14 protein-coding genes are annotated in these 12,178 nt (G+C 65.9%); 2 read left to right on the forward strand and 12 right to left on the reverse strand.

Annotated elements, in window-relative coordinates:
* Positions 1-243 precede the first annotated feature (243 nt).
* The 11 genes from dtd to FIV09_RS01835 all read right to left on the reverse strand — a co-directional run bounded on the left by dtd (position 244) and on the right by FIV09_RS01835 (position 10,001).
* On the reverse strand, positions 244-687 hold the full coding sequence (gene dtd / locus FIV09_RS01785) for a D-aminoacyl-tRNA deacylase (RefSeq protein WP_152448381.1): 444 nt from the start codon (positions 685-687) through the stop codon (positions 244-246).
* Positions 684-1,586 (reverse strand): carbohydrate kinase, encoded by a 903-nt coding sequence (locus tag FIV09_RS01790; protein WP_152452279.1) that lies wholly within the window; start codon positions 1,584-1,586, stop codon positions 684-686. The genes dtd and FIV09_RS01790 overlap by 4 nt, the downstream gene beginning before the upstream one ends.
* Positions 1,587-1,656: 70 nt before the next feature.
* Positions 1,657-2,763 carry a TFIIB-type zinc finger domain-containing protein gene (locus FIV09_RS01795; protein WP_152448382.1) on the reverse strand — a complete coding sequence of 369 codons (1,107 nt, stop codon included), beginning with the start codon at positions 2,761-2,763 and terminating at the stop codon, positions 1,657-1,659.
* Between the two features lie 48 nt (positions 2,764-2,811).
* On the reverse strand, positions 2,812-3,399 hold the full coding sequence (locus FIV09_RS01800; RefSeq protein ID WP_152448383.1) for a cytochrome b/b6 domain-containing protein: 588 nt from the start codon (positions 3,397-3,399) through the stop codon (positions 2,812-2,814).
* Between the two features lie 115 nt (positions 3,400-3,514).
* Positions 3,515-4,630, reverse strand: a complete 1,116-nt coding sequence (locus tag FIV09_RS01805) for an SPFH domain-containing protein (protein WP_152448384.1) — start codon at positions 4,628-4,630, stop codon at positions 3,515-3,517.
* A gap of 28 nt (positions 4,631-4,658) precedes the next feature.
* On the reverse strand, positions 4,659-5,642 hold the full coding sequence (locus FIV09_RS01810; RefSeq protein WP_152448385.1) for a DUF2927 domain-containing protein: 984 nt from the start codon (positions 5,640-5,642) through the stop codon (positions 4,659-4,661).
* A gap of 8 nt (positions 5,643-5,650) precedes the next feature.
* Positions 5,651-6,850, reverse strand: a complete 1,200-nt coding sequence (locus tag FIV09_RS01815) for a toxic anion resistance protein (RefSeq protein WP_152448386.1) — start codon at positions 6,848-6,850, stop codon at positions 5,651-5,653.
* A gap of 20 nt (positions 6,851-6,870) precedes the next feature.
* On the reverse strand, positions 6,871-7,785 hold the full coding sequence (locus FIV09_RS01820; protein ID WP_152448387.1) for a 5-bromo-4-chloroindolyl phosphate hydrolysis family protein: 915 nt from the start codon (positions 7,783-7,785) through the stop codon (positions 6,871-6,873).
* A gap of 183 nt (positions 7,786-7,968) precedes the next feature.
* On the reverse strand, positions 7,969-8,799 hold the full coding sequence (locus tag FIV09_RS01825) for a hypothetical protein (RefSeq protein ID WP_152448388.1): 831 nt from the start codon (positions 8,797-8,799) through the stop codon (positions 7,969-7,971).
* Positions 8,800-8,806: 7 nt separating this feature from the next.
* Positions 8,807-9,004, reverse strand: coding sequence for a hypothetical protein (locus FIV09_RS01830; protein WP_152448389.1), 198 nt, complete (start codon positions 9,002-9,004; stop codon positions 8,807-8,809).
* A gap of 106 nt (positions 9,005-9,110) precedes the next feature.
* Complete coding sequence (locus FIV09_RS01835; protein WP_152448390.1) at positions 9,111-10,001, reverse strand: pseudouridine synthase; 891 nt, start codon at positions 9,999-10,001, stop codon at positions 9,111-9,113.
* A 65-nt stretch (positions 10,002-10,066) separates the two neighbouring features.
* On the opposite strand from FIV09_RS01835, the gene FIV09_RS01840 reads away from it, so the two are divergent.
* Both FIV09_RS01840 and FIV09_RS01845 read left to right on the forward strand, forming a co-directional pair.
* Positions 10,067-10,525: a nucleoside deaminase gene (locus FIV09_RS01840; RefSeq protein WP_152448391.1), complete on the forward strand. Its 459-nt coding sequence runs from the start codon at positions 10,067-10,069 to the stop codon at positions 10,523-10,525.
* On the forward strand, positions 10,522-11,109 hold the full coding sequence (locus FIV09_RS01845; RefSeq protein WP_152448392.1) for a pseudouridine synthase: 588 nt from the start codon (positions 10,522-10,524) through the stop codon (positions 11,107-11,109). Before FIV09_RS01840 ends, FIV09_RS01845 begins: the two co-directional genes overlap by 4 nt.
* 161 nt (positions 11,110-11,270) lie before the next feature.
* Here the strand turns inward: FIV09_RS01845 and hemF are convergent, their stop codons facing one another.
* Positions 11,271-12,164, reverse strand: a complete 894-nt coding sequence (gene hemF / locus FIV09_RS01850; RefSeq protein WP_152448393.1) for an oxygen-dependent coproporphyrinogen oxidase — start codon at positions 12,162-12,164, stop codon at positions 11,271-11,273.
* Positions 12,165-12,178: the final 14 nt, after the last annotated feature.

The following is a 12,178-nucleotide window of genomic DNA, read 5'->3' on the forward strand; positions in this document are numbered from 1 at the left end:
ACGGACTTATCCACAAGAACATTCCGGTTTGCGTGTCATGACATTCTGACAGGTGTCAGATCGAAAGTGTCTTGGTCGGCTACATGCAGAGGGGGATCGCCCCGAACCACCACATGCGGTGCCTTTGCGCTCCTGAAAATCGCAGCACAAAGGCCGACGTGTCAGACGGTTCCGTAGGATGTCACGCACAGGTTGTAGAAGTCGGCTTTTGTGCACATGCCCGCAGAGGTCAGGAAAACCTGACTATTCCGCCGTATCGAGCCAGATCGTCATCGGGCCATCATTGACCAGATGCACCTCCATCTCCGCTCCGAAGCGCCCCGTTGCGACCCGGATCTCATCCGCCTGCAATGCGGCGGCGAAATGCTGATAGAGGCGCTCGCCCTCATCGGGTGCGGCCGCGCCGGAGAAGCCGGGACGATTGCCGCGCCGTGTGTCCGCAGCCAAGGTGAACTGGCTGACGACAAGTGCCGCGCCGCCGGTGTCCTTCAGCGACAGGTTCGTCTTGCCGTCCGCGTCGCGGAAGATGCGCAGCTTGGCGATCTTCTGGGCCAGTTTCTCGGCCACCGCTTCGTCATCGCCCTGCATCGCGCAGACCAGGATCAGAAGCCCCGGTCCGATCTCGCCCACCACGGCGCCGCCCACCTCCACGCGGGCTTCGGTGACGCGCTGAAGAAGGGCTCTCACAGCTCGTGATCCCAGGGTGGGTTGGCCCCGGCGCGCGACACGGTGATCGCAGCCGCCTGTGCGCCAAGCTTCACGGCAGGTTCAAGAGCGGCCAGATCCGCCGCGCGGAACGCATCGCGCCTCAACAGATCCGCCCGCCCGAGACCTGCGAGGAAACCCGCGTTGAACGTGTCGCCCGCACCGACCGTGTCGGCGACGACGGCCTTCTCGGCAGCGACCCGCATCGCGCCGTTTTTCGAGATTGCATCGACGCCTTCCGCACCACGTGTGATCAGCACCACCGCAATACCGCGCCCGAGCAGGCTTTCAGCGCTTTCGCCCAGCCAGTCGAGATCCTCATCCGAGACCTTGACCACGTCCGCCCCGTCGAGCATCCCCGAAAGCCGCGCGCGATATGCGGCTTCGTCCCGGATGAAGCCGGGCCGGATATTGGGGTCGATCATCACCAGCCGCTGGCCCGCCGAGCGGGCACAGAGCGCGGCATAGGCGTCCGCGGCAGGCTCGCCCACAAGGCTGATCCCGCCGAAGAAGATCGCCTGCGTTTCGGCGTCCAGATCGGGCAGATCGGCCTCGGACAAAAGGCGCCCGGCGGTGTTTTCGTCGTAGAAGGCGTATTTCGCGTGCCCGTCCGTCAGGGTGACGAAGGCCAGCGTCGTGGGGCGGTCGCTCTTGGCGGCAAGCGTTGTGTTGACGCGGGACTTTCCCAGCTCGGCCACCAATATGTCGCCGAAGAGGTCCGTGGAGAGCCCGCTGAAAAAGCCCACCGGCGCGCCGAGCCGCCCGAGTGCGATGGCGGTGTTGAACACAGCACCGCCCGCATATGGCGCAAAGGCGGGCTCTCCGTCGCGGCTTTCGCGCGGCAGCATGTCGATCAGGGCTTCTCCGCAGCACAGGATCATCACGTCCCCTCCTTCTGTCGCTCAGTTATGTTTGCGCTAACTATCCGGGCTTGGAGGGTCAGGGCAAGACTCATTGGCTGATCGCCACGCCGTATCCGACCGCCGCCGCGACGATGAGGCCCAGAAGCACCGCGAAGGCGATCTTCCAGGCGGAATAGGGCCGCTCCCCCTGCACGCGTCCTGTCTGGCCGTTGACAACGAAGCGGTAGGAGGTGCCGCGAAACTTGTAGGCCGCCAGCCAGACCGGCAGCAGGATGTGCTTGAAGGTCACCGCGTCCACATCCGTCTCGACCTGATGCACGCGTTGCCGGTCGCCGCCGATATCGAACTTCACGTCGCGGTGGATCTGCTTGTCCATGATGCCGCGCGCCTCCGTGAAGCCCGCGTCAAGCTCCACGGTATAGGCCTCCGCGCGGAAACCCGCGACGAATTCCGGCCGGTACGGCTCCAGCGCGCTCAGATCCCAGGGCGGCAGGGCGTCGGTGTAGCGCTTGGGCAGGGAGGTCGATGCCAGTACCAGAACGTCATCAAAGAAGCGCGCTACGCGACCCGAGGCCGGCCGCCAGCGGATCTTCTGCACACGCTGGGTTTCCATCTTGCCGTTCCGGCGCACCCTGCGCGTCTCGTAATAGATCGTGCCGCGTTCCCCAAGGTAGCGCGACTTGGTATCCGCATCGAAGGTCCAGTAGGGCACATAGATGCCCTGCAGGCGGCGGCCTTTTCGGGCATACTCCTTCAAGCCGTTCGGGGCGAACCACAGGCTGCCCAGCCACTCGTTCATCGCGTTTCGCGCCGCGGCCTCGTCGAGGGCGAAGGGCAGCACGCCACGAGGCTTGATGTGACGGTTGGCCCCGGTATCGGCGACGACGGGCGTGGCGCAGAACGGACATTCGGCGGCATGGGCGTCGGGGTCGAATTCCACATCCGCGCCGCAGGACGGACAATGCGACACGCGCGTCGTCTCCATGTCCTGAAGGGGCAGGAGGTTGTTCATCGCGCGGGCGAAATCGAGCTCGCGGATGCCGCCCTCCCACGGACCGCTAGGTGCAATATCCTCGGAATGGCCACAATGATCGCAGACCAGCGCGCCCGCCTCCGGGGAGAAGCGCATGTCGGAGCCGCAATTCTCGCAGGGAAAGCGGTGTTCGTCGGTGATGGTCTGGGTCTCGGGCTGCATGCTGCGCACTTTGCGCGCGGGCGCGGCGGGGTTCAACAGCCCAAGCGTTCAGAGGAAGCGATGCAAACGCTTGGGCGCCATGATCCGCAGCGCGTTGTCGCGCAGATAGAAGTGCCGCCAAGTGTGAAACCCGGCATGAACGATCGCGACGATACCAAGCGCGTAGAACTGGTAGGTATGCAGCCAGCCGATGATCCTGTTGGACATCGGCATGTCGAGCGGCGGCGCGATGGGCAGAAATCCCCCCGCTTTCAGAAGCACATGGCTGGTCAGGCCCAAAAGGAAGCCCGAAATCGCCACGAAGGCCATGCCCCAGACCAGCGTCTTGTGCAGAGCCTGATGAAAGACGCGCAGACGCGGCGGGAGTTTGGGCCCCGGACGTCCGGCAAGACCCCGGCGCAGGTAATCCGCACTCCAGAGAAGCGCGCCTGTCACGAAGACGAGCCCGAGAAAGGAATGGAACTGGAAAGCCGCCGGGCCAAGCGGCACCACGTCGCGCGGCTGCACCAGCATGAACCACACGAACAGCGGGATCATTGCCGCATGCAACGCCTTCAGCCAGCTGCGCCGCGCGGGCAGGGCGTCATGGAGGCGGCTGCGCAAAGGCGTGCGAGGCGACGGATCTGCAAGGCTCATGCTGCTATATACGGCGCGCGCGCGGCTTTGGTTTCAAACCTGCTCACGAACAGCGCAGGGAGGGGGCGCGTTCCGGATGGCGCGCGCCTCGCGGCCCCGCGCATGGCGAGAGCGCTTAAACGCCCGGCGGCGGCGGGGGCGGCATCACCGTGAAAAGCTGCGCAAGCTCGGTCACGTCCTCCGCGCGCTTCCAGCCATCCTGTCCTTGCGTCCAGACGAAGGTGTCACGGGTCAGCCCGCCTTCGCTGGCCATCCGTCCCAGCCGCGCGCGGCTGAACGGGCCCTTCGTGGCGCCGTCCTCGGCGATGTGCCAGACATGCTCGACGGGCGGCGGCGGCGGCGCCATGGTCGGCGCGGGTGCCGCGGCAGCGGCAGGGGCAGCGCCCCACGGACCGACCCGGCCCGCCATCTGCATGCCAAGGCCTGCGCCCATACCCATGCCCATCGCGGATCCGGCCGCGCCACCGCCTTCGGCGAATGCCTCGGCCGCGCGCCACTTCATGTGATCGTCGAGATTGCCCGCGATCCCGCGCGACGTCCGCGCATCGAGCGCCTTTTCCACCGCAGGCGGCAGCGAGATATTCTCGATATACATCTCCGGCATGATCAGCCCGTAGGTGGCCAGCGTCTTTGAGACCTCGGCGGCGATGAGCTTGCCCAGATCGGCCGTGTTCGCCGCCATGTCGAGCACCGGAATGCCCGAGGAGGCCAGCGTGCGCGACACTTCCTGCACGATGATGTTGCGGATCTGGTAGCTGATCTCGTCGCGGGTGAATTCGCCGTCGGTGCCCACGATCTCGGTCAGGAAGAGGCCCGGATCGGTCACCTTGATCGCGTAGGTGCCGTATGCGCGCAGCCGAACGGGGCCGAATTCCGGGTCGCGCAGCATCACCGGGTTCTTGGTGCCCCATTTGAGGTCCGTGAAACGCGCGGTGGAGACGTAGTAGATCTCGGATTTGAAGGGCGATTTGAAGCCGTGATCCCAATGCTGGAGCGAGGTCATGATCGGCATGTTGTTCGTCTCGAGCATGTAGAGCCCAGGCGGGAACACATCCGCAAGCTGCCCCTCATGCACGAAAACGGCGGCCTGCCCTTCGCGCACCGTGAGCTTGGCGCCATACTTGATCTCGTGGCCCTCGCGTTCGAAACGCCAGACCATGGTGTCGCGGGTGTCGTCGGTCCAGTGGATAACGTCGATGAACTGACCAGCGAGGAAATCGAAAATGGGCATCAGGGACACTCCGTAACGGTCTTGGACTTCAAAGGGGGCCGGCGCTGGCCACCTGCTGGCCGGTCACTTCCGTGGCAAGGCGGCGCACGATGGGGCGGGCGGCCTCGGCGGACATGCCGGGGCTGAGCGCGGGGTTGTAGAGGATTTTCAGCAGCATTTCGTCATGCGTGGTCAGCAGTGCAAACTCGTCGTCATCGTTGAAGATCGACGGGCGCGCCTGCGGGCTGTCATTGGCGAGCCCAAGCCCCTGGGCCACCTCTTCGTGGATGCAGGACTTCATCAGCAGGCCCGGATGTTCGGCGCGGATCACCGCGATCGCCTCGCCATAGGCATAGCCGCCCGCATCCTCGGCGAAGGCGATGACGAGGCAATGGATCGCACGCGGCAGGTTTTCGAAGACCGACAGGGAAGCGGGGTCGATATCGGGCACCAGCGCCTTGATTCGCGGGGCCAGCGCCGCGCTGTCATCCTCGGACATGAAGAGGACGTGGAAATTGGGATTGGCGTCGCTCATGGTGATCGGATGACCGGTCACGCGGGCCAACCGCGTCACGTAGCGGCCAAGCTCGGCCCGTTCGCGCTGGCGCTGATCCTCGCCGACGGAGGCCCCGAACTCGGCCTGCACGCGCACGGGCTGCGTCCATTTCTTCACCGGCCCCAGAGACCCGGAGGAGGCCTGCAAGCCGCCGCCCCGGCGATATTCCTCCGCCAGCGCGACCTGTTCGAAATTGCGCGCAAGCTGGGTGTCGGTGAAAGGCGTGTCCACGCCGCCGCCATCGGTCCGCAGGAGGCCTTGACCCACGAGGTCGCGCTCCACGCGGGCGTAATAGGCGGCCAGCTCCTGACTTTCTGCCGAGGGTGCGCGCGGCGCAGGCGGGGGCGGGGCAGGGCGGTCGGGCCGGGCCTGTGGCGGCACGCCGGGCGGGCCGGGATCGGGCTGCACCACAGCACAGCCCGACAGCGCGAGCGCCAGAAGGCCCGCACGGATCCCGAATGTCCATCTGGCGTGCATGGGCGGCCTCAGCTTGCTGGAACCGAAGTCCCGGCATTGTCGCCGGTTCCGTCGCGCCGTGCTTTCGCCGCGGCGAGCGTGTCGCGCAGCTCGGCTTCCATCTTCTTCATCTCTTCCTCGGCGGCCGCGCGGCGCGCCTTGCCCTCGTCGGCGATCTGCAGGCTTTCCTGGATCGTGCCTATCAGGTCGGCATTGGCCTTCTTCACCGCTTCGATGTCGAAGACGCCGCGCTCCATCTCTTCGCGGACGATCGTGTTCGACGCGCGCAGGTTCTCCGCGTTCGAGGTCAGCAGCTCGTTCGTCAGGTCATTGGCCTCGCGCACGGCAGCCGCCGCTTCGGTCGAGCGCTGGATCGTCACCGCTTGCGCCAGTTGCGTCTCCCAAAGGGGCACGGTGTTTACCAGCGTCGAGTTGATCTTGGTGACCAGCGACTTGTCGTTTTCCTGCACCAGCCGGATCGAGGGCAGGGATTGCATCGTGACCTGACGCGTCAGCTTCAGGTCATGCACCCGGCGCTCCAGATCGTCACGGGCCGCGCGCAGATCACGCAATTCCTGCGCTTTCATCACCTGATCGCCCTCCGGTGCGGCCGACACCTCGGCCTCTTTCGCGGGGATGTCGGTGCCGTCGAGTTCGGCAAGCTTCGCCTCACCGGCGGCGATATAAAGCGCCAGTTCGTCGTAGAATTGCAGCGTCTTGTCATAGAGCATGTCGAGCGACTTGATGTCCTTCATCAGCACATGCTCGTGGCGCAGCAGCTCGTCGGTGATGCGGTCGATCTGGCCCTGCACTTCCTCAAAGCGCGCGGTGAACTTGGCAAAGGGTGCGGCCCGGCCCAGAAGCTTTTCCCACCAGGACCGTTCGCGGCGCACATCGAGCTCGGAGACCGAGAAGCCGCGGATCGTGGTGACGATGCCGCGCAGGGAATCACCCGCAGGGCCCACATCCTTGTTGCGCACGCCCTGCAGCATGGATTGCGAGATTTCCTGCAGCTCCGACTGCGCGCCCGCGCCGAAGGTGACGATGGAGTTCGTGTCCTCCATGTCGATTTCGTCCATCCGTGTGCGGATCTCTTCCGCGACCGGCGCATCGGCGGCATCAAGCGCGACCAGGTCTTCAGCCGGTTTGGGCATCGGCAGGGTCTTCTCGTTCAGTTCCTTGACGTCCGCTTCGTCCTTCACGGCCGCGCTGCGCACCTTGTCCGACATGATCTCGTTCCTTGTCCCAGTTACTCGTTGTTCCGGCCGAGCATCACGCCCTCGCGTTTCAGCCGGTCGCGCAATACGTCGATCTCGATCGTCAGATCGCTGTTGGTATCGAGCAGAAGCTTCTCGGTTTTCTGCCCGAAAGACGTCTCCAGATCGTCGAGGAGCGCCAGAAAATCCGCCCTGGCCTGCGCATTGCGCGACCGGGCGTGAATGTCGGCGAAGATACGCGCCGCATCGCGCGCGCCCATCAGGTAGACGCCCAGATATTTGCGGGCCGCGGTCAGGTCGCGGGGATCTTCTTCGACGGTGCGAATGAGGTTGCGGGCGGTGGTCTGGAACCGCTCGACCCGGCTCTCGACCTCGCGCTCGCCCGCACGTCGGGCCGCTTCACCCATATCGGCCAGGTATTCCTCGGCCTCGTCCACCACGCGGGCGACACGGTCCTGCTGGAACGCATCCACATGTTCGAGGCCCTTGGAGCCCATCGGATCGATGCCGAAGGCCGCGAGGTGCAAACCACCTGCCGCAAGCCCGAAAAGCCCGCCTTCGATCACGCCGCCGCCATGGGTCAGTGCCGCGAGCCCGGTGCCAATCGCCGCCGCACCTGCGGCAAGGATCTTGCGGGGCAGGGCTGGACGGCGGGCGATCTTGCGGCTGTTGTACTCCGCCTCGGCAATGAGACCGCCGCGCAGAAGCCAGGCACCGCCGACCATGACACCGGCCCCGACGAGCCCCGTGACAAGCCCTGCGGCCCCCGCGCCCAGCGACATGACCGCGAGCACGACAGGCGGCAGGAACATTGCATTGGCGCGTGCACCCACTGGATTGACGCGCGCCCCCTGATAGGCGGGCGGGGCGTCGCGCGTGTCCGGTGCCGCGTCTCGCGCCGTCTGCTTGCCGCCGGGGCTGTACCGTCCGCCAAAACGCTGGGACATGGTCTAGAGGCCCCCGATCACACCGGCGGCCACGCCCAGTTGCAGGACGATCAGGAGAGCGAAAGCAAATTTCTGAAAGCCCGTTCCGGCCATGTGCGCCCCCTTTCCGGTAAGACACACAAGACTTAGGAAAAACGGCGCGCCGTTACCAGATACAAAGGCGAAAAGACGCCTGAGATCCGCTCAGGCCGCCTTGTTCTCGCGCATCCGGTCGAGCAGCAGGTCGGCATCGAAGGCGAAGTCGTCCTGATCGGTGCGCGCACGACGCTTGCGGGCGCGGGCCTCGAAGCCGTTGGTCAGCGCGGCGATCCGCTGGGTGAAGCGATTGGCGGCGCGGGGGCTGTTCTCTGACCAGGTCTGCTCCAGCACGCTGACCTCCGCTTCGGCGATGCTGACGAAGGTGGCGAGCGGCTTCTCGAAGCCTGCCGATTCCTCTGGGCATCTGGCATGGGCCCGTGCCAGCCGCAGGATCGCCGAGCGGACGGCTTCCATACGCAGGATCAGATCCGGCTCGCCCAGTTGGGCCACACGGTCCACCATTGCCGATAGTGCCGCGTCGGTTTGCGCAAGGCCACGTTCGGCCGCATGCAGCGCCAAAAGGTGCGGATCGTCAAAGCCCTTGTCCCGCATCGGGTCGAGCCCGAAGGCGCTGAGCGACAGAACGAAGCCCGCAAGACCGAACGCGCAAGGGTATTCCCAGCTGCTGAACTGCCCTGCGGCCAGAAGGCAGGCGGACAGGCCCAGGATCACCGCGCCGAAAAGCTTGCGGGGCAGTTTCGGACGGCGCGCGGTGCGGGCGGCGTTGTAGCGGGCCTCGATGCGCGTGCCCGAGCCGATCAGCCCGAGTCCCGCCGCGATCAAGGACAGATGGAAGATCGCGCCGAGCGCCGTGCCGGGCGAGCCGATGAACAGCCAGAAAAACAGCGGCGACGCGGCGAGAAACAGCAGCGGCAGCAACGCGGCGGGCCGGTCTGCATCGGATGGTGTGTGCTGGGGATCCGTGAAAATGCTCATCGCGCCCTCATGCAAATGTCAGGCCGAAGAACATCAGGCATAGCAACGCGAAGGAGACGTTGGACAGCAACTGACCCTGACCCCGAAGACGCGACAGGCCCGCACGCAGCGATTGGGCGGTGTCGATCGCGACCATGCGCCAGTTGCGCAGAATCACGAGCAGGGACAGGGCGATGAACGCGAGGGCGAGTACAGATACAGCCATGAGCGGAACTTCGCCGCCAATCCGGGCAAAAACGCGGCGCGGACCGGGAAACTCTGAGGACTCTTTGAGAATGGTTAACGCTTGGAAAGCTTGCGTTTTTGCGCGCTCAGCGCTTCGGTGCAGCCCGCTTTCCCCCGCGAATCCGCGTTTTTTTGCCGATGTTGGGTGCCGGCGTGCCGGGCTTGCCGGGTTTGCCTGATTTCGGCCCCATTCCTGGTTTTCGGCCCGATTTGGGTGCGCCCGGTTTTGGTGGGGCGGCGTCGTCTTTCTCGAGGCCCAGCTGATCGCGCAGGATTCGCGGCCGGATCTCCTCCACCGCGCCGGGCTTCAATTGGCCCAGTTGGAACGGGCCGTAGGACAGCCGGATCAGCCGGTTCACCTTCAGCCCGAGGTCTTCCATCGCGCGGCGAATCTCGCGGTTCTTGCCTTCGCGCAGCCCGACCGTGACCCAGGCATTCGCACCTTGCTGCCGGTCGAGCGTCACGATCATCGGCTGAAACCGCTGGCCATCAACCTCGAGCCCCTTGCGCAACGGCTCGAAGGTCGCATCGCTGGGCCGGCCGTTGATCCGCACGCGGTAGCGCCTGAGCCAGCCGGTCGAGGGCAGCTCAAGACGCCGCTTGATGCCACCATCATTGGTCAGAAGCAGCAGGCCTTCGGAATTGATGTCGAGCCGTCCGACCGACATCACGCGCGGCAGATCCTCGGGCAGATCGTCGAAGATGGTCGGGCGGCCCTGTTCGTCCTTCGTGGTCGTCACCAGCCCCGTGGGCTTGTGATAGAGCCAGAGCCGGGCCGGTTCCGGCGCATCGAGCGGTTTGCCGTCGACGGTGATCTTGTCCCTGTCCGTGACATTGAGGGCAGCGCGGTCAATGACCGCTCCGTTCACCGCCACGCGGCCTTCGAGGATCATGCGTTCGGCTTCGCGGCGCGAGGCAATGCCCGCACGCGCCAGGACCTTGGCGATCCGGTCGCCGGGAGGGGAGGTGTCGCTCATGCACGGGCCTCTAGCGTGCCCGGCCCGCCCTGTCCATCGCGGCGTGGGCGGGTTAGAGAATGCGCATGACGTTCCGCAGCCATATGGAGATCGCCTTTGAGGAGGCCCGCGCCGCCGCCCTGCGCGGCGAAGTGCCCGTGGGGGCCGTGGTGATCGGCCCCGGGGGACAGGTTGTGGCGCGTGCCGGGAATCGCACCCGCGAGATGCAGGACGCGACCGCCCATGCGGAACTGCTGGCGCTGAGGGCGGCGCATCACGCGCTGGGCAGCGAGCGGCTCACGGGCTGCGATCTCTATGTGACGCTGGAGCCCTGCGCGATGTGTGCAGGCGCCATCGCCCATTCCCGGATTGCACGGCTTTACTATGGCGCGGCCGATCCGAAATCGGGCGGGACGGCGCATGGTGCGCGGGTCTTCGCGCATCCGCAATGCCACCACGTGCCCGAAATCTACGACGGGATCGGCGGCGCGGAGGCGGAGGCGCTCCTCCGCGCTTTCTTTGCCGCGAAGCGCGCCGCTCCATGAGCCCGCATCCCCGCAAACCCCCGAGGCCGCGCCCCGCGCGTCGTCGCGTGATCCTGTTCAACAAGCCCTTCGGGTGCCTGTCGCAATTCACCGACAAGGGCACCGCGGGAAACGCGCGGGCGACGCTGTCGGATTTCATCGATGTGCCCGATGTCTATCCGGCCGGGCGGCTCGATCGCGACAGCGAGGGGCTCTTGATCCTGACCAATGACGGCAAGCTGCAGGCGCAGATCGCGAGCCCGAAATTCAAGCGGCCGAAGACCTATCTTGCGCAGGTGGAGGGCACGCCCGGCCCGGATCAGATCGCAGCGCTCGCTGCGGGTGTGACATTGAAGGACGGGCCGACACGGCCCGCAAAGGTGGGGCAAATCCCGCCCCCCGATCTGTGGGAGCGCGACCCTCCGGTGCGCTATCGCAAGACCGTGCCGGATGGCTGGCTCGAGATCACGCTGACCGAAGGACGCAACCGGCAGGTCCGGCGCATGTGCGCAGCGGTCGGATTGCCCTGTCTGCGGCTCGTGCGCTGGCAGGTGGGGGATTGGACGCTGGCGGATCTTACGCCCGGGGCCTGGCGCGACGGGTGACCGGCTGAGGCTGCGTGGTGGTGCGGGCAGGCCGGGCGCTCGGGGCATCGAGGCCCGATCCCCCGGACGAGAGGCGCTGCCTCTCGTGCTCTCCGGAGGTATTTACGGTCCGGTCGTGACAGGGGCTGCGCTTGTCTCTGGGCTGCGATCGATGTCTCGGGTCAGATCCACTTGGCCAAGGGCGGCAGCGACATCAGGACGGCATTCGCGTCATGTCCGGTTTCCAGGCCGAACTTGGTGCCGCGATCATAGACGAGGTTGTATTCCGCATAGAGGCCGCGATGCACGAGCTGCGCCTCCTTGTCCGCGTTGGTGAAGGGCTGCACGCGGCGCTTCTCGACAAGCGGGACGTAGGCGGGCAGGAAGGCGCGGCCGATATCCTGGGTCAGCCGGAAATCGGCCTCCCAATCGCCGGTGCAATGATCGTCCATGAAGATGCCGCCGACGCCGCGCGCGCGTTTGCGGTGGGGAATGTAAAAATACTCGTCCGCCCATGCCTTCAGGCGGGGATAATGGTCCTGTCCGTGCGGGTCGAGATGCGCCTTCTGCTGGGCGTGGAAATGCGCGGTGTCCTCGTCGTATTCGAGGCAGGGATTGAGGTCGGAGCCGCCGCCGAACCACCAGGCATGCGGCGTCCAGAACATGCGGGTGTTCATGTGCACGGCGGGCGCCTGCGGGTTCTGCATATGCGCGACAAGGCTGATGCCCGACGCCCAGAACCGCGGATCCTCGGCCATGCCGGGGATGCCCTTGCGGGCGGCCATGGCGGATTGCGCGCGCTCTCCCAGCGTTCCGTAGACTTCGGAGACGTTGACGCCGACCTTCTCGAAGACGCGGCCGCCACGCATGACGCTCATCAGGCCGCCGCCCGCATCGGATCCGTCCTCGGCGGTGCGCGACGTCTCGCTGACCTCGAAGCTGCCCGGTGCCGCCTCCGCGAAGGGGCCGGTATCGTGGCTTTGCTCCAGCGCCTCGAAGGCGGCGACGATCTCGTCGCGCAGGCTTCTGAACCAGGCGGCCGCGCGGGCGCGTTCGTCTTTCAGCTCTTCGGTCATGTCTTTCTCCCTGA

The sequence above is a fragment of the Roseivivax sp. THAF197b genome, assembly GCF_009363255.1.
GTDB lineage: Bacteria > Pseudomonadota > Alphaproteobacteria > Rhodobacterales > Rhodobacteraceae > Roseivivax.